26 protein-coding genes are annotated in these 22,821 nt (G+C 34.2%); all 26 read left to right on the top strand.

The window, feature by feature from the left end; genetic code table 11:
- The first annotated feature begins 8 nt into the window (after positions 1 to 8).
- The 26 genes from fliG (at position 9) to CACET_RS09825 (ending at position 22,821) form a co-directional block, all read left to right on the top strand.
- On the top strand, positions 9 to 1,028 hold the full coding sequence (gene fliG, locus CACET_RS09950) for a flagellar motor switch protein FliG (RefSeq protein WP_044825949.1): 1,020 nt from the start codon (positions 9 to 11) through the stop codon (positions 1,026 to 1,028).
- A complete protein-coding gene (locus CACET_RS09945) occupies positions 1,021 to 1,806 on the top strand; it encodes a FliH/SctL family protein (RefSeq protein WP_044825948.1) in 786 nt (261 codons plus the stop codon). The genes fliG and CACET_RS09945 overlap by 8 nt, the downstream gene beginning before the upstream one ends.
- The gene (gene fliI / locus CACET_RS09940; RefSeq protein ID WP_044825947.1) at positions 1,787 to 3,097 is read left to right on the top strand and encodes a flagellar protein export ATPase FliI; all 1,311 of its coding nucleotides are present in this window, start codon (positions 1,787 to 1,789) and stop codon (positions 3,095 to 3,097) included. The genes CACET_RS09945 and fliI overlap by 20 nt, the downstream gene beginning before the upstream one ends.
- A 16-nt stretch (positions 3,098 to 3,113) precedes the next feature.
- Entirely contained in the window at positions 3,114 to 3,572 is a 459-nt protein-coding gene (gene fliJ / locus CACET_RS19465; protein WP_052661528.1) for a flagellar export protein FliJ, read from the top strand.
- A 1-nt stretch (position 3,573) separates the two neighbouring features.
- Positions 3,574 to 4,821, top strand: a complete 1,248-nt coding sequence (locus CACET_RS09930) for a hypothetical protein (RefSeq protein WP_044825946.1) — start codon at positions 3,574 to 3,576, stop codon at positions 4,819 to 4,821.
- 102 nt (positions 4,822 to 4,923) lie between these two features.
- Complete coding sequence (locus CACET_RS09925) at positions 4,924 to 6,300, top strand: flagellar hook-length control protein FliK (protein WP_044825945.1); 1,377 nt, start codon at positions 4,924 to 4,926, stop codon at positions 6,298 to 6,300.
- 14 nt (positions 6,301 to 6,314) lie between these two features.
- Positions 6,315 to 6,752: a flagellar hook capping FlgD N-terminal domain-containing protein gene (locus CACET_RS21305; protein ID WP_044825944.1), complete on the top strand. Its 438-nt coding sequence runs from the start codon at positions 6,315 to 6,317 to the stop codon at positions 6,750 to 6,752.
- A gap of 28 nt (positions 6,753 to 6,780) precedes the next feature.
- Entirely contained in the window at positions 6,781 to 7,155 is a 375-nt protein-coding gene (locus CACET_RS09915; RefSeq protein WP_044825943.1) for a TIGR02530 family flagellar biosynthesis protein, read from the top strand.
- An 81-nt stretch (positions 7,156 to 7,236) separates the two neighbouring features.
- Positions 7,237 to 8,655: a flagellar hook protein FlgE gene (locus CACET_RS09910; RefSeq protein WP_044825942.1), complete on the top strand. Its 1,419-nt coding sequence runs from the start codon at positions 7,237 to 7,239 to the stop codon at positions 8,653 to 8,655.
- A gap of 76 nt (positions 8,656 to 8,731) precedes the next feature.
- Complete coding sequence (locus tag CACET_RS09905) at positions 8,732 to 8,926, top strand: flagellar FlbD family protein (protein ID WP_044825941.1); 195 nt, start codon at positions 8,732 to 8,734, stop codon at positions 8,924 to 8,926.
- A 27-nt stretch (positions 8,927 to 8,953) separates the two neighbouring features.
- Positions 8,954 to 9,739: a motility protein A gene (locus CACET_RS09900; RefSeq protein ID WP_044825940.1), complete on the top strand. Its 786-nt coding sequence runs from the start codon at positions 8,954 to 8,956 to the stop codon at positions 9,737 to 9,739.
- Positions 9,739 to 10,497: an OmpA/MotB family protein gene (locus CACET_RS09895; protein WP_044825939.1), complete on the top strand. Its 759-nt coding sequence runs from the start codon at positions 9,739 to 9,741 to the stop codon at positions 10,495 to 10,497. Before CACET_RS09900 ends, CACET_RS09895 begins: the two co-directional genes overlap by 1 nt.
- A gap of 16 nt (positions 10,498 to 10,513) precedes the next feature.
- A complete protein-coding gene (locus tag CACET_RS09890; protein ID WP_044825938.1) occupies positions 10,514 to 10,930 on the top strand; it encodes a flagellar basal body-associated FliL family protein in 417 nt (138 codons plus the stop codon).
- Between the two features lie 11 nt (positions 10,931 to 10,941).
- The gene (gene fliM, locus CACET_RS09885; RefSeq protein ID WP_044825937.1) at positions 10,942 to 11,937 is read left to right on the top strand and encodes a flagellar motor switch protein FliM; all 996 of its coding nucleotides are present in this window, start codon (positions 10,942 to 10,944) and stop codon (positions 11,935 to 11,937) included.
- A complete protein-coding gene (gene fliY / locus CACET_RS09880; RefSeq protein ID WP_044825936.1) occupies positions 11,930 to 13,078 on the top strand; it encodes a flagellar motor switch phosphatase FliY in 1,149 nt (382 codons plus the stop codon). The genes fliM and fliY overlap by 8 nt, the downstream gene beginning before the upstream one ends.
- Before the next feature lie 136 nt (positions 13,079 to 13,214).
- Positions 13,215 to 13,577 (top strand): response regulator, encoded by a 363-nt coding sequence (locus CACET_RS09875; protein WP_044825935.1) that lies wholly within the window; start codon positions 13,215 to 13,217, stop codon positions 13,575 to 13,577.
- Positions 13,578 to 13,605: 28 nt separating this feature from the next.
- Positions 13,606 to 14,004, top strand: coding sequence for a hypothetical protein (locus tag CACET_RS09870; protein ID WP_044825934.1), 399 nt, complete (start codon positions 13,606 to 13,608; stop codon positions 14,002 to 14,004).
- Positions 14,005 to 14,010: 6 nt separating this feature from the next.
- A complete protein-coding gene (fliP, locus tag CACET_RS09865; RefSeq protein ID WP_082058285.1) occupies positions 14,011 to 14,805 on the top strand; it encodes a flagellar type III secretion system pore protein FliP in 795 nt (264 codons plus the stop codon).
- Positions 14,806 to 14,815: 10 nt separating this feature from the next.
- Complete coding sequence (gene fliQ, locus CACET_RS09860; RefSeq protein WP_044825933.1) at positions 14,816 to 15,085, top strand: flagellar biosynthesis protein FliQ; 270 nt, start codon at positions 14,816 to 14,818, stop codon at positions 15,083 to 15,085.
- Between the two features lie 13 nt (positions 15,086 to 15,098).
- On the top strand, positions 15,099 to 15,890 hold the full coding sequence (gene fliR, locus CACET_RS09855) for a flagellar biosynthetic protein FliR (protein ID WP_044825932.1): 792 nt from the start codon (positions 15,099 to 15,101) through the stop codon (positions 15,888 to 15,890).
- A gap of 4 nt (positions 15,891 to 15,894) precedes the next feature.
- The gene (gene flhB / locus CACET_RS09850; RefSeq protein ID WP_052661527.1) at positions 15,895 to 16,980 is read left to right on the top strand and encodes a flagellar biosynthesis protein FlhB; all 1,086 of its coding nucleotides are present in this window, start codon (positions 15,895 to 15,897) and stop codon (positions 16,978 to 16,980) included.
- Between the two features lie 12 nt (positions 16,981 to 16,992).
- Positions 16,993 to 19,020 carry a flagellar biosynthesis protein FlhA gene (gene flhA, locus CACET_RS09845; protein WP_044825930.1) on the top strand — a complete coding sequence of 676 codons (2,028 nt, stop codon included), beginning with the start codon at positions 16,993 to 16,995 and terminating at the stop codon, positions 19,018 to 19,020.
- Entirely contained in the window at positions 19,021 to 20,175 is a 1,155-nt protein-coding gene (gene flhF / locus CACET_RS09840; protein ID WP_044825929.1) for a flagellar biosynthesis GTPase FlhF, read from the top strand.
- Positions 20,172 to 21,068 (top strand): MinD/ParA family protein, encoded by an 897-nt coding sequence (locus tag CACET_RS09835; protein ID WP_044825928.1) that lies wholly within the window; start codon positions 20,172 to 20,174, stop codon positions 21,066 to 21,068. Before flhF ends, CACET_RS09835 begins: the two co-directional genes overlap by 4 nt.
- A gap of 12 nt (positions 21,069 to 21,080) precedes the next feature.
- Positions 21,081 to 21,734, top strand: coding sequence for a flagellar brake protein (locus CACET_RS09830; RefSeq protein WP_044825927.1), 654 nt, complete (start codon positions 21,081 to 21,083; stop codon positions 21,732 to 21,734).
- 1 nt (position 21,735) lies between these two features.
- Positions 21,736 to 22,821 carry a protein-glutamate methylesterase/protein-glutamine glutaminase gene (locus tag CACET_RS09825; RefSeq protein WP_044825926.1) on the top strand — a complete coding sequence of 362 codons (1,086 nt, stop codon included), beginning with the start codon at positions 21,736 to 21,738 and terminating at the stop codon, positions 22,819 to 22,821.

The following is a 22,821-nucleotide window of genomic DNA, read 5'->3' as shown; positions in this document are numbered from 1 at the left end:
ATAAGGGAATGGCTAAAAGAGGGACAAAAGGAGAGCTAACGGGTCGTGAAAAAGCAGCGGTTCTACTAATAAGTTTGGGGCCTGAATATTCAGCACAGATTTTCAAACATTTAAATAATGAAGAGATTGAGGAGTTGACCTTAGAAATAGCCAATATGAGAAAGGTGTCTCCTGCAGAAAAAGAAAAAATCATGGAGGAATTTTATGAAATTTGTGTAGCCCAAGAGTATATCTCTGAAGGTGGTATTGGCTATGCTAAGGAAGTTTTGGAAAAGGCATTAGGCTCACAAAAAGCAATGGATATTATTAATAAGCTTACAGCTTCCTTACAGGTGAAGCCTTTCGACTTTGCGAGAAAAGCAGATCCAGCACAGCTATTAAACTTTATCCAAAATGAGCATCCACAAACTATTGCTTTAATATTATCCTACCTTCCATCCACGCAGTCTTCACAAATTTTATCAGCACTTCCACAGGCAAAGCAAACGGAAGTGGCCCGCAGGATAGCAACGATGGACCGAACATCTCCTGATATTATTAAGGAAGTAGAGATGGTTTTAGAGAAAAAGCTTTCTACACTAGTAAATCAAGATTATACATCAGCAGGCGGCATCCAATCTATCGTAGATATACTTAACTCTGTTGATAGAGGAACGGAAAAAAATATTATGGATACACTGGAGATACAAGATGCAGAGCTGGCAGAAGAAATCAGAAAGAGAATGTTTGTATTTGAAGATATTATTAGCTTAGATAGTACTTCTATCCAAAGGTTTATTAGAGAAATCGATAATAATGACTTAGCTGTTGCTTTAAAAGGTGCAACGGAAGAAGTGGCCAATGTTATTTACACTAATATGTCTAAGCGTATGGCAGAAATGATCAAAGAAGATATGGAATTTATGGGACCAGTAAGGCTTAGAGATGTGGAAGAAGCACAGCAAAAAATTGTTAATGTTATAAGGAAGCTAGAGGAAACAGGAGATATTATCATTGCCCGTGGTGGAGGAGATGAAATCATTGTATAGAGTTTATAAATCTATGGAGGTTATACTAGGAGAAAAAAAAGAGCTTGAGTTTCAAAACCAAAGTATAGCAAAAAAATCAAATCCTCTTTTAATAAAAACCACCAAGCCTAAGGAAACACCAGAGGAAATTGCGCAAAAAAAGGCAAAGGAAACGCTAGAGGCAGCAAGTGTAGAAGCACAAAAAATAATAGAAAACGCTGGGAAAGAAGCCGAAATGATTATAGCGGAAGCCTACGAAGATAGTAAAAAAATTTTGGAGGCTTCTAAAAGCGAAGGATATCAAGAGGGATTTCAACTAGGGCAACAAGAAGGATATCAGGAATACCAACAACTCATTGATGAAGCAGTAGCTTTAAAACAGGAAATTTATCATGTCAGAAAAAAGTTAGCAAAAGAATTAGAACCAGAAATTATTGATCTGACAATCTATTGTATAAAAAAAGTGATGGATCATGAGTTAGAAAAAAACAATGAGATTTTGCTTAACCTTGTGCAAAAAGGATTAGAAAAGTGTACTTTTACAGAGTCTCTAATCATTCGAGTGAGTGAGGAAGAGTACGAAATTTTAGATTCCTATAAAAATAGAATCTATATGATGTTAGAAGGCATTGATACCTTAGAGATTAAAAGTGATGCTGCTCTGAAAAAAGGTAGTGTTATCATAGAAACACTGTCAGGGAAAGTTGACTCTAGTATTGATGTGCAGATGAAACAGATTGAGACACTGTTTGAAGAACTATTGAGAAGTGAGGAATTTGATGAAGGAGATCATGCTTAATAAGTATAAAAGTTCCTTAGAGATTTTAGATCTGATAAAATATACAGGTCAAGTATCTCAGGTAATCGGCTTAACCATTGAATCTATAGGACCAGCTGTAAAAGTAGGAGAGGTATGCAAAATATATACACTGAAAAATGACTGTCCTATTATTGCGGAGGTTGTAGGCTTTAAAGAAAAAAAAGTACTATTAATGCCCTTAGGAGAAATGGAGGGGATTGGTCCTGGCAGCAAAGTAGAAGCTTTGGGTACTTCTCTAGAGGTGAAGGTGGGTAGTTCTCTATTGGGTAGAGTCTTGGATGGACTGGGAAATCCCATAGATAATAAAGGACCATTAAATCAAGCAACTGCCTATCCTGTAGTAGGAAAACCCCTGAACCCTTTAGATCGAACAAGAATTAGTGAACCTTTAACTTTAGGAGTAAAGACGATTGATGGATTATTAACCTGTGGTAATGGTCAAAGAATAGGAATTTTTGCAGGTAGTGGTGTAGGTAAAAGTACTTTGTTAGGTATGATCGCTAGAAATACTCAAGCTGATATCAATGTGATAGCACTTATTGGAGAGAGGGGTAGAGAAGTAAAGGAATTTATAGACAATGATCTTAAGGAAGAAGGTTTAAAGAGATCTGTTGTTATCGTTGCTACTTCTGATCAACCGCCTTTAGTACGGATGAAGGGAGCTCTTTTGGCCACTGCTATTGCAGAGTATTTTAGAGACCAAAAACAAAATGTTTTGCTATTGATGGACTCGCTAACGAGATTTTCAATGGCCCAAAGAGAAGTGGGACTAGCTATAGGAGAACCCCCAGTTACCAAAGGGTATACCCCTTCAGTGTTTGCTGTATTACCTAAATTGTTGGAACGAACGGGGACTTCTGATAGAGGTGCGATTACAGGTTTATATACAGTTCTTGTAGATGGAGATGATATGAACGAACCTATTGCTGATGCAGTAAGGGGTATTCTTGATGGACATATTGTGCTTTCAAGAAAGTTAGCGAATCAAGGCCACTATCCAGCTATTGATGTGATTTCCAGTGTCAGCAGGGTTATGCCTAACATCGTCCCAAAGGATCAAATAAAAATTGCTAATGAGATAAAACAAATTTTAGCAATTTATAAGGATGCTGAAGACTTAATCAACATAGGGGCCTATGCTAAAGGTAGTAATAAAAAAATTGACTATGCAATTGAAAATATAGCTGCAGTAAATAACTTTTTACAGCAGGATGTAGATGAAAAGATTAACTATAGTGAAGTATTAAATTTAATGCGTCAACTAATATAGTAAAGAGGGGATTCTGTTGGCAGAAAACTTTGTTTATCGATTTAACCATATTTTAAGAATAAAAGAAAAAATTGAAGAAAGTAAAAAATATGAGTTTGCTGATCTTCAGAAACACTTAGAAAAAGAAAAATCTGATTTAAACAAACTGATGGAAAAAAAACAGTTTGTTATTGAGCATTGGAATGAGAAAACACAACAAGATAGCATAGTAACAATAAAGACATTGCAGGACTGTTCAAACAACTTTCAGCTGGTGAATAATATGATTGAAAAGCAAGCCATCAAAGTTAAAAGTTATGAATGGAAATTAAATCAAGCAAGAGTGGAACTAGTAGAAGCAAAAAAACAAACAAAAATATATGAAAAATTAAAGGAAAAGGATCGTGAGGTATTTATAAGTGAACAACTAAAAAACGAAGCAAATTTAATAGATCAATTGGTTACTTATAAAAGCACAGCGAACAAAGGAGGTTAAAATGACAGATAGCCTTCAAGAAATCGAAAAAAAAAGCCACATTAAATCAATTATTGCCATTATTGTTATAGCCTTCATGCTTATTCCAATAATGACGATAACTATTCTTTACTTTACTAATGAAAATCTGAGGTATACAATGAATGACTATTTATCCTTACTGCCTAGTAATGTGGGTAATTATTTTAAAGGAATGCCGACAAAGGAAGAAAAGGAGAATGTAAAACAACAAATAGCAAAGCATTATATTACGCTAGAAGAGGATCGATTGGTAGATAAATTACTAATTATCAAAGGAGAAGATAAAAGCCTTTATGACGAACTATTAATACTATTGAATCGTGAAAATCCAATGAAGATGAGAGGTGTACGAGAAAGCTTAAGAAGAACACAACTAACCTCTAATCTCCTGCAAAGAATATTGGGTGAAATTGATGAAGAAAAGGATGAAAGAATCAGTGAGTTGGCTAGGTATTATTCTTCTCTAAGTATAACAGATGCCATAGCAGGAGTAGAAAGGGATTTTCATAGTGGTCAATTAAATAGAGAAGAATTAGCACTGTTGCTTGAAGGTATTTCCTTAGATCAAAGTGCAAGATTTTTGCTTTATTTGGATCCAGCGATAACAGAAACCGTTGGATATCAATTAAGAGAAGCAACAAGAAGAAATATTGAAAAGAAGATGCAGGAAATAAGAAACAAAGAAAAAGAATTAGAAGATTTAGCAAGTATTTACGAAAAAAAATCTCTTGAAGAACAGTTGCTTGACTTAGGCAATGATAACAAATTTAGAGTACAAGACTTAGCAGTTCTATTCAAAAACATGAGTATAAAAACTGGAGGACAAATTTTGGCTTCTGTAGAGGAACAAGCCTTTATCACAGAGCTATATCAGCAAATTCATACGCTGGAAGTGCTTAATAACAGAGAGGCTAACTTACCTGTAAACTTAGCGGAAGCTGTACAAATATATAACAACTATGAAACTAAGGTAAGAGAGCTAGTAGAGGTTTACCAAAGGATGTCGGTGGAGGAGCTAACGGATGTTGTAGAAGAAATGATGGCCACCAATCGCACCTACAGCAGTTACTCAATTGGAGATGAAAATATTACTTTCACAGAAGAACAATTGGTAATTGATGTACTAAATCACTTGAAACCTAATAAGGTAGCACAATTATTAGAAGGATTAAGTACAGAAAGATCTATAGATTTATCACAAAAGTTTATAGTAAATGCCTCCAACTAAAGCTAAAAAATGAGAAAACAGATAAAGGTGCAAATCCATATGCTTTATTTTAAGTAAAAAGAGTAGTGAAATAGAATTGCACTTTAGAAAGGGGGTGAAAAAGTGATAGAGTTCAACAAAATAGCAAATGCAATGAATGCAAAAGCTAGCAAAAATTCCATGCAAGTATTAGGCAGTGACAAAGATAAAAAAGATTTTTTTGAGATCCTTAAAAATGAAAGTCAAACAACTATTGAAGGTGTTAATACTTCACTTCATGGGCTTAAAAGAAACATGCATACCAAGGATATGAAATTTATACAAAATTTAAATGGTCACTCTGCAAATGTTAAAAAAGCATCAGAAAGTGAAAACATAGTAAGTAAAGAAGTAAGCAAAGAAGTAAGCAAAGAAAAAATAGAGAACGAAGAGAAAACAGAGAATGAAGAAAAAATAGTAAGTGAAGAAAAGTTAAAAAATCAAGAGCAGTTAGGAAATGAAGAAAAGCTAGAAGAAGCAGAGAAGGAAGAAGATACTCAACTACAAAACCCTATGGTCTATGAGCTAATAAAAGAGTTGTTTTGCTTAATACAGCAGGAAAATCTTTTAGAAGAAAGCCAATTGAAGGTGTTTCAAGAAGACTTGACAGTATCAGATCTTACAGAAAAGTTAGGAGAGTTGTTGAAGGTACTAGAAATAGCAGAAGATGGTGAGGGTAATAACAAGCATATATTTAGTAAGATAGAAGAAATTAAAGCAGAAATTGAAGAAGTAACTATTCACGGAGATCTTTTAAAGCCTAAAGAGCCTAACTTTATTGAGATGCCAGAAGCTCAAAAAGAAGATGAACACATAGATGAATACATAACTATGAGTACTGAACATCTTAATACGAAAGAAGTACCAAAACAGCAAAAAGGTTTCATAGAAGAAGAAGAGAAAATCTCTTCTCCAAAGCTACAAGAAACTGTGGATACCCATCAGCATTTAGAGACTTTGGGTTTGGAAAAGGAGCTACAAACAAAATTTATACCAATACCTTATGAAACAGTAGCTGTTGAAGAGTTATCTAGCAATGTTTTTTTAGAAGAGATCAGCTATAAAGTTCTAGCTTCATTTAAAAACGGTAAAAATCAAATAAATCTACAGTTACTTCCAGAAAACCTTGGGAAAATCACTATAGACTTATCCAGTAATAATCAAGAGATAAAAGCTAAGGTCTATGTGGAATCCTTACAAGTAAAGGAAGTTATTGAAAGCAACTTAAATGATTTTAGAGAGTCCTTAAAAGAAAAGGGGATAAATGTTTTAAGTATAGAGGTTACAGTAGGACAAGATTCAGATCATTCTCAGCAAAATAAAACTTCTCCTCAGCACAGGACAAAATTTAGAAGATCCAAGGCTGCTAGTCTTGATGGGGTAGCAGGTACCCAAGAGTTAGAGACTATAAGAAGTATCAATCCATATATTGTTACTACAGATTTTGATAAATTTGGATAAGGAGGGAAAGAATTTTGAGTAATGTAAATGATGCAACAAAAACGGAATATTATTATAGGCAACATGATAGCACTAAAAAGAACCAGAAATCCAATGATCTTGATAAGGATGCTTTTTTGAAACTTCTAGTTACACAGCTTCAAAACCAAGACCCACTAAATCCTATGGAAGATAAAGAGTTTATTTCTCAAATGGCTCAATTTAGTTCTTTAGAGCAGATGCAAAACATGAATCAAAATTTACAAGATACAAAGACAACTTTAGCAGAGCATATGACAATGATGAACAATAATATTGTAAAAAGCCATACCTTTATGAGTGAGACATTAGATAACATTAACAAAACACTTGAAAAAATAGCAGATGCTTTACTGCCCAACAATGAAGAAGTTGAAGATATAAATGAAAGTGAAGGTGTTAATGAAGAAGAAATAGAAACAGAAGCTCCTTAGAAAATAGTAAAAATAAGGAGGCATAAATATGATTACATATAAAATTAGCAACAAACCTCTATTGACTGAAAACAACACAGCAAAACCTAAGAACTTGAATGTTGCAACAGGCTTTGGTGGGGTTTTACAGCAACAAATCACTAAAAATAATGAACTAAAATTTTCTAAACATGCTACAGAACGATTGCAGCAGAGGAATATACACTTAACCAAGCAAGAAATGATAAAATTGGATCATGCTATGGATACTGTTGCAAAAAAAGGCATCAAAGAAACTTTAATCATTATGGATCATAGAGTCTTTATTGCCAGTGTGAAAAACAAGACAGTGATTACAGTAGCCGTAGAGGAAGAACTTAAGGAAAATGTATTTACCAATATAGATGGGGCTATAATCATTTAAGCCGGACCAATAATGGAGGCTGATCACTTCTGAATGACTGATGAAGTGCAATACTAAAAAAACAATAAGGGGGCATGAATTATGATGAGATCGATGTTTTCTGCTGTGTCAGGTCTGCGGGTTCATCAAGCAAGAATGGATGTAATTGGTAATAATATTGCCAATGTTAACACTATAGGTTTTAAGGGATCTAGAATGACATTTCAAGAGGTAATGAGTCAGACCATTAAGGGAGCATCATCTGCTAGAGATGGTAGAGGTGGTACCAATCCACAGCAGGTTGGGCTAGGTATTGATGTTGCTGCGATGGATACTTTTCATATTCAAGGTACAATGGAAAGAACAGACTATATGACAGACGTTATGATCAGCGGCGATGGTTTTTTTATTGTCTCAGATGATGCGGATTTTTTAAATCATTATTATACAAGAGCAGGAAGTTTTACCCTAGATGCTGATGGAACCTTATTAACCCCTGATGGGCTAAAGGTATTAGGTTTTAGAGCAAACCAAGAAGGTATTCTTCAGCCTAATTTATCAGATTTGGCGATTTCAAAATCAGCTACATTTGACCCAATGGCAACAAGCAGAATAGGAATGCAGGGGAACTTAGATTCTAAAACAAAGCGGGTAGATTTAGATGATGTTTTGGCGGTGGCAGGTTTAGGGGTGGATGACGACGCAGTTTATAAAGCTGTCTTAAAGGATCCCGAAGCGCCGGCAGGACCAGATAACCCTGTGATCTACCAGCTTAATCCAGAGTATACTGATATGGTGGCTAGAGAGACAACGTATGAAGTCTTTGATGGTTTAGGAGGTATTCATAGAATCAAACAGGTTTATATAAGGATTGAAGATGATGATGATGATAATAGTCGTTTTCAGATAGAGACCTTTTATTTAAACAAAGATGGAGGGATGATTCATGCCACAGCTGGTGCTGATATGCCAGCACCAGGAAATAATATATTAACCTTTGATGCTAGGGGAAAGCTAATAGATCCTCAACCTATGCAGCTAACAATCGGTGCAGGACTAACCAATGGGGCAGGACAAACTACCTTTACAGTGGATAATAGAAATCTAAGTATGTTTGCCAGCTCATCAACTGCCCATGCCAGTGAAAAAAATGGTTTCCCATTAGGTACACTAGAAGATTTTTCCATTGCTCCCACAGGAGAAATTACTGGAATATTTTCCAATGGTGAAAGAAAGTTATTGGGTCAAATTAGACTTGCGAATTTTAGAAATCCAGCGGGCTTAGAAAAAGTTGGGTCTAACATGTACAGAGCTACTTCCAATTCAGGGATGCCGATGGAGGATAATCCAGGGGTAGGAGGATTGGGTACATTAAGTCCTGGTAACTTAGAAATGTCCAATGTTGATTTATCGAGGGAAATTGTTACGATGATTGCTACACAAAGAGGTTTTCAGTCTAATTCAAGAATTATAACCACCAGTGATGAAATGTTGCAGGAGATAGTGAACTTAAAAAGATAGTTTTTAACCATGAGTAGAGGAAACAAATACTCTGCTCATGGTTAAATAAATACTTTAAAAGAAGAAGAGGTTATTTATGATAAGGCTAAAGCGATTAAATCATAGCGAAGTTGTGTTAAACTGCGACATGATAGAGTTGATTGAAGAGACACCAGACACTGTTATTACTTTGGCAAATGGTCATAAGATTGTAGTAATAGACACAGCAAATCAAATTATTGAAAAAGTCATAGCATTCAAGAGAAGAATACATGATCATTCTCAAGATTAAGTTAGGTAAAAGAAAAGAGGTGTAGATTTGGATTTAGCAACGATTGCTGGAATAATTGTAGGGTTAATATTTGTTTTTATGGGTATTATGGGAGGCGGAAGCGTCATAACCTATCTTAATGTTGAATCGCTTTTAATTGTAATAGGAGGGACCATATCTGCTACCTTTGTTGCTTACCCTTTAGCGAAGGTATTGGAAGCAATGAAAATAACATCCAAGGCATTTTCTAAGGAAGTTGTAGAACCTAGGGAAATTATTGATAGTATTAACGGATTAGCTAATACTGCTAGGAAAGAAGGACTGTTGGCTTTAGAAGAAGCGGCAGAGGGAGTAGGAGATGAGTTCTTACGAAAAGGTGTTATGTTAATTGTAGACGGAACTGACCCAGAATTGGTAAGGAATTTATTGGAAACAGAGTTAGTCTTCGTAGAGGAAAGACACAAGGAAGGTCAAGGTATACTAGAGACAATGGGTTCCCTGGCTCCTGCTTTTGGTATGATTGGAACATTGATAGGGTTAATCAACATGCTTAGAACCTTAGATGATCCCAGTACCATAGGCCCCAGTATGGCGGTGGCACTGATTACAACTTTTTATGGTTCTTTATTAGCAAACTTAATATTTATACCTTTAGCAAACAAATTGAAACTTAGAAGTAAAGAAGAAATTTTAAGAAAAGAAATTATGGTTGAAGGGTTGCTATCTATTCAGGCTGGAGAAAACCCTAGAATCATTGAAGAAAAATTAAAAGCCTTTTTACCACCTAAAATTAGGAAAGAATTGCAACAAAAAGAGGAAGGTGTGGAGGCCTAATGGCAAGAAAAAGTCGTAGTGAAGACAGTGCTCCAAAGGGTTCGCCAGAGTGGATGACCACTTACGGTGATATGGTAACATTACTATTGTGTTTCTTTATATTGTTATTTGCCTTTTCTGAAATTGATGTCCAAAAATTTGAAGCAATTATTCAATCCTTTCAGGGGTCCCTAGGGGTTTTAGATGCTGGTAAAACAATAGAATCTAGTGACTACATCTTCAGTGCTTACGATGATGAATTGACTACAAAGCAAATAGAAGAACTGGAGGACTTTAGAAAGCTTCAGGAACGATTACAGGAGTTTTTGGAAAACAGAGAATTAGAAGGTAATGTATTAGTTACAATGGAAACAAGAGGATTGGTATTGCGCTTCCAGGATAATGTGTTATTTGATTCAGGAAAAGCTATTATTAAAGAGGATTCAAAGGAAATTCTTGCTGCTATAGCAGAATTTTTAGAAGAACCCGAGTTTGAGGAAAAGTTTGTTAACGTAGAAGGTCATACAGATACAGATCCACTGAGACCTAATGCTAAATACGAAACAAACTGGGAGTTATCGGTGGCAAGAGCTGCAAATGTAGTGAGATTACTTATAGAAGATATAGGTTTGCAACCAGCTAGATTTTCAGCTTCAGGATATGGAGAATATCAACCGGTAGCTTTAAATGATACACAAGAAAACAAGGCAAAAAATAGACGGGTGGACATTGTGATTTTAAGGTCTGAATTAACTACTTCTGCACCCTACAACCTATAAACTGGGGGTATACAGTATGAATGTAAAAAAAATAGTGCTATATTCAGTAATTGGTTTTATACTATCTGGGATTTTTTTTGGTACGATAGCATATTTTGCTTTTTTTAGAACAACACAGGAAACGACTACCAATATAAAAACCTATGAGTTTTATATGGGGTCTTTTTCAGCAAATTTAAGCCATCAACGAAGTTTTTTTAAAGGTGAGATTGTTATTGAAACAACCGATAGAAAACTATTACCCAAATTTGATGAAAAAAATGCTGAATTAAGAGATAGTATTATTGAAACTATCATTGCAAAAAAACCAGAGGATATTTTGAGTCCTGAAGGTCAACAGCAACTACGGGAAGAGTTGTTGCAGGTAATAGGACAGGTAATGGCATCCGATAAAATCACCAATCTGTACTTTACTGACTATATTGTTCAATAGGAGGTGATTTTGTGTCAGATGTTTTATCTCAAAATGAAATAGATGCTCTTCTTCTAGCTTTAAATAGTGGTGAACTAGATGCAGAGGAAATTAAGGAGGAAAAACAGGAAAGAAAAGCAAAAACTTATGATTTTAAGAGTCCTAAAAAACTAGCTAAGGATCAGCTACGGACTTTACAAATCATTCATGAAAACTTTTCTAGAACTTTAAATACATTTTTATCAGGGTATTTAAGGAGTTATGTTAACACAGAAGTTTCTTCCGTGGAAGAATTGTCTTACTACGAATTTAGTAACTCTATCGTTAACCCTGCGGTGCTATCCATTGTAAATTTTCATCCTTTAACTGGACAAATCATTGTTGATCTTTCATCATCTATTGCCTTTACTCTTATAGATAGAATTTTAGGTGGAAGTGGTAAAAGTTATGAAGAAAGTCGTACTTTTACTGAAATAGAAATTACCCTTATTAAGAAATTTATGAGGCAAGTAATAGACTTAATGATTGATCCATGGGAAAATGTTATAGAATTGCAGCCATCTTTAGAAAAAATAGAAACAAATTCTCAGTTTGCTCAAATCGTTTCTCCAAATGAAACAGTTGCGCTAATAACACTAAATATAGCAATCGGAGACGTTGTAGGCATGTTGAATCTATGTATACCTCATATCGTTATAGAACCTATTTTAGCAAAACTAAGTACAAAATTTTGGTTTTCTAGTGTGAGTAAAGCTGTTACAGAGGAGGATAAACAATCACTAAAAAAACGTGTTGAAAAAAGTAAGATACATGTAACTGCTAGATTAGGGTCCACCTTCATAACAGTAAAAGATTTTTTAGAGTTACAAATTGGGGACGTAATTGTTTTGGATCAATTAGCAAATGAAGAGGCAGAAATCCTAGTAGGAGATAAACGAAAATATTTAGGTATACCAGGGACGATAAAAAACAAGATAGCGATGAAAGTAACAAAAATTGATAAGGGAGGAGATGAACTAGATGAGTGATATGTTATCTCAAGAAGAAATTGATGCTCTCCTTAGTGGCAGTGATATTAGTTCAGTGGATTCAATGGAAGATACTGTATCTATTTTTACAGATATGGAGAAAGATGCAATTGGAGAAATCGGTAATATTAGTATGGGAACTGCTGCTACAACTTTATCTACTCTATTAGGACATAAAGTAGTTATTACAACCCCAAAGGTTTCTGTTATAACAATGGAGGAACTTGCTCAACAATATACTATACCTTTTGTAGCAGTAGATGTTAGGTACAAAGAAGGCATTGAGGGAACCAATCTTTTAATAATAAAAACAGATGATGTGAAAATAATTACTGATTTGATGATGGGGGGAAGTGGTACAGTTACTGAAGATCCTTTGTCAGAACTGCACCTAAGTGCTATTGGAGAAGCCATGAATCAAATGGTAGGATCTTCTTCCACCTCTCTTTCAGAGATGTTTGCTAAAAAAATAGATATACATCCTCCAAGGGCTTTTGAACTGGATTTTCAGTCAAATGATATTAATAGTATTCTTAGCGAACAAAAAGAAAGCGTTATAAAAATTGCTTTTAAAATGGAAATTGAAGGTTTGATTGATAGTGAAATCATGCAGTTAATTCCCTTAGACTTTGCAAAAGAAATGATTGATATTCTTATGCCATCTAGCAATAGTACGAGTATGCAAGAGCTTGCTCCAACAGAGGAACCATACCACACAGTTCCTAGCAATGACTCTTTACAAATGAAAAGTAATGAACAAACCTCTAATATGGCACTAAACAATAGCGTGCAACAAGAGAGTACAAGACCACAGCAAGACAACAAAGTAAATGTTCAACCTGTTACTTTTCAAGCCTTTGATCAAGTATCTCACAAAGGAATACCTGAGAATATTGCTTTAATTCAAGATGTTCCCCTTCAAGTTACTGTTGAACTTGGGAGAACTACGAAAAGAATTAATGAAGTACTGGAGTTTGGTCCAGGAACGATTATAGAACTGGATAAATTAGTAGGGGAACCTTTAGATATATTGGTAAATGGTCAATATGTTGCAAAAGGAGAGGTTGTAGTGATTGATGAAAACTATGGGATAAGAATAACTGACATTGTTCATCCCAATAAGCGTTTCGATAAAATATAGATGTATAAAAATTTCTAATAGTATATGAGTAAATTAGATTGTCACAGTAGTAATATTAATATAAAATGAAAGTAACGTTTAATAATATTTGTATATGCTAAACAAGTATTTAAAGATGATCAAGGAGGAAAAGGATATGTCTAATGGTATTTTAATAGTTGATGATGCTGCATTTATGAGAATGATGGTGAAAGATGTGCTTACAAAAAATGGATTTGAGGTCATTGGTGAGGCTGAAAATGGACAAAAGGCGGTTGAGAAATATAAAGAATTACAACCACAACTAACGATTATGGATATCACCATGCCAGAAATGGATGGTATTCAAGCAGTAAAAGAAATAAAAAAGATAGATAGTAATGCCAAAATTATCATGTGTTCAGCCATGGGTCAACAAGCTATGGTTATTGAAGCTATTCAAGCAGGGGCAAAAGACTTTATTGTTAAGCCTTTTCAAGCTGACCGTGTTATTGAAGCCGTAAAAAAAGTTATTGGTTAATATTATTCAACCTTAGTTAGGAGATATAATGATCAACACTATTTATACTTTTTTTGCCATAAGTACCATAGCTGTTTTTGTGATTTTTCTTGCCTACTATACAACTGCTTTTATTGGTAAAAAGTCTAGTTTGTACTTTGAGGGACGGACAGCTAAAGTGCTAGAACGTACAATTTTATCTACAAATTTAAGTTTGACAATTGTTCAAGTTATAGACAAGGTTTATATTTTAGTTTTGTATAATAAAAGTGTAGAAGTCTTAGACATTCTAAGTATTGAAGAATGGAATGTTTTTAAAAAATCGCAAAATCAGACTCCGCAAAATAATATACAGTTTTTAAAAAGTCCCAGCTATTTTACGGGAAAAATCAAAGAAAAACTTGCAGTGATGGTGGAAAGAAACAATAAAAAAGGTGATAGAAAGTAGAAACTAATGAAAACAAATATAGGGACGAAACAATATAGCAATAATAAAAAGTTCATACTTTGCATGATGATATTACTTGTTTTTTTGATAATCAGTACGATACGTGTAGATGCTCAACCTGATTTACCGATACCAAGGATAGGACTAACGATGGAAGAGGCAGAAAACCCTCAAGAAGTAGTAGCAAGTATTCAAATTTTGTTTTTGCTAACAATTTTATCTCTTGCTCCAGCAATACTCATAATGATGACTAGTTTTACTAGAATTATCATTGTATTATCCTTCTTAAGAAATGCCTTAGCCACACAACAAACACCTCCTACCCAAGTGCTGATTGGATTAACTCTATTTTTAACTTTTTTTACTATGGCACCCATTGCATCCGAAATCAACCAAAATGCATTACAGCCTTATCTGCAAGAGGAAATAGGTCAGACAGAGGCTTGGACTACTGCCATGGAACCGATCAGGGAGTTTATGCTAAGACAAACCAGGGAAAAAGATTTGGCTCTGTTTGCAGAAATAGCCAATATAGATGGTCCCGTAGAAATTAGTGAAATTACCAATACAGTTTTGATACCTGCTTTTATTATAAGTGAGTTAAAAACTGCATTTCAACTAGGATTTGTTTTGTTTATTCCCTTTATTGTAATTGATATGGTGGTGGCAAGTACCTTGATGTCTATGGGAATGATGATGTTGCCTCCAGCTATGATTTCTTTGCCATTTAAACTATTATTGTTTATTATGGTAGATGGTTGGAACATACTAATACGTTCCTTAATAACAAGTTTTAGATAGAGGTGACAATATGAATGAAGCAATGGTTATCGAACTTGGACAACAGACAATGTTTACTATTTTGCTAATGTCAGCTCCAATGCTGGGCATAGGTCTTATTATAGGTTTAGCAGTAAGTATTTTTCAAGCCACAACACAAATACAGGAAGCTACACTAGCTTTTATTCCTAAAATCATCGCTGTTTTAGGATCTGTTGTGATTTTTGGACCATGGCTGCTTTCGACAATTATTAATTTTACAGTAACATTATATACAAATATGAGCAACTTTATACAGTAAAGAGTGATAACTTGTGGATAATATTTATGATCTTCTTTTGTTGAATATAGATTTATTAATACTGATTTTAATAAGAGTTACTGGAATTTTTGTAATAGCACCTGTATTTGGAAGAAATAATTTACCAATGATGATGAAGATTGGAATCTCTCTTTTAATAGCATTTATATTGTTACCAATTCTTGCAACGACATCATCTCTTCACCATAATAACTTTGTAGAGCTAGCTATTAGTACTGCCAATGAGTTTTTGATAGGGGTTATCATTGGGTTTATAGGTTTTTTATATTTCAGTACTTTATATCTAGCGGGGACCATTATTGATACTCAGATGGGTTTCAGTATGGTGAATGTACTAGATCCTCAAACCAATACACAAATACCAATCATGGGAAATTACTATAATATTCTTTTTACTCTACTATTCTTGCTCTTTGACGGACATCATTATCTTATACGTGCCTTAGTGTACAGTTATGATATGCTGCCGGTAGGAGTTACCTTTACCGTAGGGGAAGAAGGGCTTTATGCATTGACATCTATTATGACAGAGGTATTTATGTTAGCCTTTAGGTTTAGTGCACCAGTTCTAGCTATGATTTTTCTTGCCAATGTGTTATTAGGAATTCTAGCTAGAACAATGCCTCAAATGAATGTTTTTATTGTAGGAATGCCTTTAAAAGTTATGGTTGGTTTATTAACAGTTTTAATTACTTTGCAATTTGTTGTACCTTTTTCAGAAAAACTATTTGACAGCATGTTCTACAGCCTAAGGGCTTTTATTGATATCATATCTAGAGGATGAGTTTATGAAATTTCATATTAATCTACAGTTATTTACAGAAGAAAAGACAGAAAAAGCAACTCCTAAAAAGGTAAAAGAATCAAGAGAAAAAGGACAAGTATTACAAAGTAAAGAAGTAAACTCTGCGTTGGTTTTATTGGGAGCTTTTTTAACACTAAAATTATTGTCAAGTTATATAGGGGCATCGATGAAGGAGTTTGCCATCTATGTGTATGATCAATACTTAAACTTAGATTATTTATTTTCTATAAAAAACATCAATCGACTAACTTTAATTACACTTTATAATATTTTGAAGATCAGTATACCTATTGCTATTGTGTGTTTGCTGATTGGAGTGATTTGTGGCTATATGCAGGTGGGTTATTTGTTTACTACAAAAACCTTGGCGGTGAAGTTTAGCAAACTAAATCCTATAGAAGGTTTTAAGCGGATGTTTTCTATGAAATCCCTTGTAGAATTAGTTAAATCCTTCATTAAAATCATTTTTATTGGATATATCGTCTACCGCTATGCTGTAAATCAACTAAGTACTATTTTTAATATGATGCTGGTGGATGTTGGCGTTATTGTAGAAACTTTGATTCATATAACCATCAATATTGGTTTAAGAGCCGCTATTGTTTTACTGGTAATTGCGGTGTTAGATTATTACTATCAGAAATATGACTATGATAAAAATCTTAAAATGTCTAAACAAGAAATTAAAGAAGAATATAAACAAACAGAAGGTAATCCACAAATTAAGTCAAAGATTAAAGAAAAGCAACGACAGATTGCTATGGGGAGAATGATGCAGGAAGTGCCGAAAGCTGATGTAATTGTTACGAACCCAACGCATTTTGCAGTTGCTATACAGTATGATCCTAAGCAATTCGAGGCTCCGAGGGTTTTAGCCAAGGGGCAGGATTTGATCGCTCAAAATATTAAAAAAATTGCTACTGAAAACAACTTACCTATTGTTGAAAATAAGCCACTGGCTAGAACACTGTATGATACAGTTGAAATTGGTGAGTTTGTACCACCAGAGTTATATCAAGCAGTAGCAGAGATATTAGCTTATGTATATCAGATGAACAATAGAACCTAAGGAGGGACACATTTGAAAAACGGAGATATTCTAGTAGCATTAGCAATAATTGCCATTGTCGTTATTATCATTATTCCTATCCCTCTAGGCGCTGTTGATGTATTATTGAGTTTTAATATATCCTTAGCACTATTGATTTTATTAATCGCTATGTATAATGAAGAAGCTTTGCAATTTTCTATATTTCCATCCATCTTGTTGATTACTACCTTATTTCGGCTGGCTTTAAATATTACCACTACTAGATATATATTATCAAGAGGTACTGCAGGAGATGTTATCACTACCTTTGGGGACTTTGTTATGGGAGGAAATGCAATTGTAGGGTTTATTGTATTCCTCATCATTGTTATCATACAATTTTTAGTTATTACGAAGGGTTCTGAAAGGGTAGCTGAGGTGGCTGCAAGATTTACTCTAGACGCGATGCCAGGAAAGCAAATGGCAATAGATGCTGATTTAAATGCTGGACTTATTGATGATAGTGAAGCTAGGCAAAGGAGAACAAAGATTCAAAGGGAAGCAGACTTTTATGGAGCTATGGATGGAGCCAGCAAATTTGTTAAAGGTGATGCTATAGCTGGAATTATCATAACCATCATTAATATTGTGGCCGGCTTTATCATTGGGGTATCTATGCAGGGTTTAGACTTTGGGGGTGCCATACAAAAATATACATTATTAACAGTTGGTGATGGACTAGTAAGTCAAATTCCTGCTCTTTTAATATCTACTGCTACTGGTATTGTAGTTACAAGAGCGGCATCAGAGGGAAGTTTAGGTACTGACTTAATTAAGCAGCTTTTTAATAAGTCAAAGATTATGTTTATTATTTCGGGAGTTTTGTTACTTTTTAGTTTTACAGGATTGCCGGTTATACCTTTTATGTCACTATCGGCTGTGTTTCTTTTTCTAGGTTTAACTTTGAAGAAAAATGCATCAATAGAAGAAGGTGAAGAAATCCCTGATGAAGTAGAGGAATCAGTAGAAGAAAAAAGAAAGCCAGAAAATGTCTTACCACTTTTAAATGTGGACCCGATAGAATTAGAATTTGGTTATGGTATTCTTCCCTTAGCAGATGCTAGTCAGGGGGGAGACTTATTTGATAGGTTGGTCATGATTAGAAGACAATGTGCTTTAGAATTGGGGATTATTGTTCCTATGATAAGGTTGAGAGATAATATTCAGTTAGAACCGAATCAGTATATTATCAAAATAAAAGGGATTGAAATGGCTGTTGGCGAAATTATATTTGATCATTACTTGGCTATGAACCCTGGTATGATCGATGAAGAAATAGAAGGTATTGATACGATAGAGCCTGCCTTTGGACTTCCTGCTAAGTGGATCAATGAACAGGAGCGTGAAAAAGCAGAAATATTAGGTTATACAGTTGTAGATCCTCCATCTATTATTGCTACACATCTAACGGAGATTATAAAGAAACATTCCTTCGAACTACTAGGTAGGCAGGATGTTAAAAAACTGATTGACAATGTCAAAGAAAATCATCCAGTTTTAGTTGAAGAACTGATCCCCAATCAATTAGGGTTAGGGGAAATACAAAAAGTGCTGGGTAATTTGCTTAAAGAAGGGGTATCCATTAGAAATATGGTGACGATTTTAGAAACTTTGGCTGATTATGCTACCATCACAAGAGATACTGATATGCTTACAGAATATGTGAGACAATCTTTAGGGAGGGCTATTACAAAACAATTTATTGTATCTCACCCTGCTAAGGTGATTACAGTTACAAAAGAACTAGAGCAAAAAATAATGGACTCTATACAGCAGACAGAAGGGGGTACTTATATTTCTATGGACCCTGATGTGATACAAAGAATAATAAACAGCCTTTCTCAACAAATACAAAAGCTAATTTCTACAGGAGAACACCCTATTATTGTAACAGCTCCTATTGTAAGACTCTATTTTAAGAGATTGTCTGAGCAGCTTACTTCAGATTTAATCGTGCTATCTTATAATGAAGTAGATCCTTCTGTAGAAATTCATTCAGTAGGGGCGGTGAGTATATAAATGAAGGTAAAAAAATTTTCTGCCAGTAATAATCAGGAGGCATTACTAAAGGTAAAAAACGAGTTAGGTCCTGATGCAGTTATTTTATATCAAAAAAAAGTAAAACCGAAGGGGCTTTTCGGGATTTTTAAAAAACCTATTATCGAGGTGGTAGCGGCTAGAGAAGAAGTTTCTTCTTATGCACCTAGTAGTTTCAATCATTTTCTTGAGGCTAAAAAAGATTTAGATAAAAAACCTAAAAAAAATAAAGAAAAGGAAGAAGTGAGCAAAAATATTTCAAAGGAAATGGAACAAATAAAAGATATGTTACAAACAGTTGTTTCTCGAATGAATCAACAAGACTTACCAATTCTTTTGAAAAGTTTACAGGACCAAGATGTTTCCAAGTTGTTTTATAACCTAAAGAATCAGGGGCTTGATGAGTCCCTGGTAGAAGAAATTCTTAATAAGTATATCACAATGCAAGGATTAGTGGATAGCAATAGACAAAACAGAGAATTTATTGAAGAACAAATAAAAGAAGTTATTATGAAATATGTAGTACCACAGCAACTAGGGCATAATGTTAAAACAAAATTCTTTGTAGGACCTACGGGTGTAGGAAAAACAACTACCATAGCGAAGCTAGCAGCTCATTATACTTTAAATGAGGGAAAGACTGTGGGTTTGATCAGTGCTGACACCTATAGAATTGCAGCAGTTGAGCAGTTGAAGGTCTACAGCGATATCCTTAATATACCTTTAAGGGTAATTTATCATTCAGAAGAGATACATAGAGCAATAGAAGATTTAAAGGATCGAGATATTATTATGATAGATACTGCTGGTAGAAGTCATAAAAATACTCAGCAAGTAATGGAACTAAAAACTCTATTAAATGAAGTTCAAGAAAAAGAAACTTATCTTGTAATAAGTTGTACATCTAAAGATAGTGATATTAAGGAAATAGTTCATACTTATAAATTTTTAAAAAACTATAATATCATTTTTACAAAAGTCGATGAAGCTACTGCTTTTGGTACAATTATAAATACCGCAAAAGAAACACAAAGACCTATTTCCTATATGACAACAGGGCAAAGTGTTCCTGACGATATTGAAGAAGTAAGTGTTGAAAAAGTCGTTAGCCTTCTAACGAAGGAGGCCGCTGAATGATGGACCAGGCCACAAAATTAAGAGAGTTAATTAAAAAAAAGAATGTTATTTCCAATTCTTCGATACAACATAATGAAGAAAGTCAAAAGCATGCTAGAGTAATTTGTATAACCAGCGGGAAAGGTGGCGTTGGAAAAACAAACTTCACTGTAAATTTAGCGATAGCTTTATCCAAGCAAAATAAGCGGGTTGCTATCATAGATGCGGATCTTGGTTTAGCAAATGTTGATGTGATGTTGGGTGTGATACCTAAATTTACTTTACTGGATGTTGTAAAAAACAATAAGAATATTACAGACATTATGAATACCGGTCCTAATGGAATTAAAATTATTTCTGGCGGTTCAGGAATATTGGATTTAGTAGACTTGTCAGAAGAACACTTAAATATATTAATTCACCAATTTAATAAAATTAATGACTTTGCGGATATCATTCTGATTGATACTGGTGCTGGATTATCTAAGTCTGTAGTTTCATTTGTTTTAGCTGCTGAGGAAGTGATTGTTGTTACTACATCAGAACCTACATCTTTAACAGATGCCTATGCTATGATAAAAACCATAGGACTTCAAGATAAAAACAAAAATATTAAAGCTGTTATTAATCGCGTTGAAAGTATAAATGAAGGCACCGTAGCTTTTGAGAAGCTAAAAAACGCCGCAGAGAAATTTTTAGATATAGAAATTGAAAAATTAGGTTTTATCGTAGATGACTATAGTGTTAGCAGAGCTGTTAAATTACAAAAACCATTTATTTTGCAGTATCCTGGCAGTGCAGTCAGTAAAGGTATAGAAACAATAGCATTGAAGCTAATGAATCATAGTATAGAAGAAAAAAATACTTTGAAGTCAGATAGTTTTTTTAGCAAAATACTTAACTTACTCAGGTAGGGAGATGTGTGAATGAATTTATCAAAGACACTTAAAATAGGTGACAAATTGGAAATTGAGCCTATCAGAAGCAGAGAAAACAGTGCTATTTCAAAACCTATAGTAAGTCAACTCATCGATATGAAGGATGATGCAATATATATTTCTAGTCCTATAAAACAAGGAATGAAGTATCCTTTGCAAGTGGGTCAAAAAATTATGATCTTCTTTCTTCAAGATGAAAAAGGTATTTATAGTTTTAAAGGAGAAATAACACAAAAAATAGATGTGCAATTGCCTATATATGTTATTAAGCCTATAAGTTCTCCTGAAAAAACACAAAGACGATATTATTATAGGCTGAAAATTTTAACAAAGGTACTTATTAAAGGTATCGGTGAAACAGAGGCAGTAGAAGCTTTTACTAAAGACATCAGTGGTGGAGGAATAAAAGTTGTTTCAAAAAAAGTTTTTCATGAAGAACAAAAAGTTGAGTGTACTATTAATTTAGAGAAAAATCAGACGGTTACTATAGTGGGTGAAATAATAAGGACAGTAAAAAACCCTACTACCAATGAGTATGAATTAGCTATAGGTTATATTGATATAGCAGACAGCACAAGGAATGATATTATCTCTTTTATATTTAGAAAACAGAGGGAACTTTTACAAAAAGGATTGATATAATATGTCTTCGATAGGAAAAAAAATAAAGACAGTTGTAGTAGATGATTCACCTTTTATGAGAAAGATTATAACCGATGTTTTGCAAAGTGATCATGAAATCCAAGTAATAGGTGTAGCTAAAAATGGTAAACAAGCAATAGATACCATTATAGAACTAAGGCCAGATGTAGTTACCCTGGATATAGAAATGCCAATCATGGATGGTTTAGAAACACTGAAGCTTATCATGCGTGAACATCCAGTATCAGTAGTTATGTTAAGCAGCTTGACGCATCAGGGTGCTGAAGCTACTATGAACGCACTAGCCTTGGGGGCAGTTGATTTTATCCAGAAACCATCAAGCCTATTTAGTTTCAATGGAGAAAATCTAAAAATAGAAATGATAGAAAAAATTAAAGCTGCCTATAAGGCAAAAGTAGTTGACGAACATAAGTGTTTTAGCAAAGTTGATGTAGAAAAACCCAAAGTAATAACTAAAGATTTTATGCATAGTTTAAAAACTAAAAACATTATAGCTATGGGGACGTCTACTGGTGGACCAAGAGCTTTACAAAGTATTATTCCTCAAATTCCTAAAAACTTTCCTGGAAGTTTCTTAATCGTTCAACATATGCCAGCAGGCTTTACCAAATCTTTAGCAGACAGACTGAATGGTATTTCATCTGTTACTGTAAAAGAAGCAGAAGATGAAGAAGAAATTCTTCCATCCCATGTATATATTGCTCCTGGAAGTCATCATTTAAAAGTAAAGAAAAACAGCACAGGTCAACTTCTGGTTAGCTTATCTCAGGAACAACCAGTATCAGGACATAGACCAGCTGCGGATGTATTGTTTCAGTCATTAGCAAAAACCACCTTAAAAGATATGAATATCATAGGTGTAATTATGACAGGAATGGGCTCCGATGGTTCAAATGGGCTAAAAGAGCTTAAGTCAAAAAAATTAGCACATATTATCGCTCAAGATGAAGAAAGTTGTGTTATCTATGGAATGCCTAAAAGTGCAGTGAAGGCAGGGATAGTAGATGAAATAGTTCCATTAGAAAAGATCATAGATCGTATAGTAAATAGGGTGGGGGTGTCGTGA

Origin of the sequence: Clostridium aceticum, from assembly GCF_001042715.1 — a bacterium.
In the GTDB taxonomy this organism is placed as follows: Bacteria; Bacillota; Clostridia; order Peptostreptococcales; family Natronincolaceae; genus Andreesenella; species Andreesenella acetica.
This window is presented reverse-complemented; position numbering and strand designations above follow the sequence as displayed.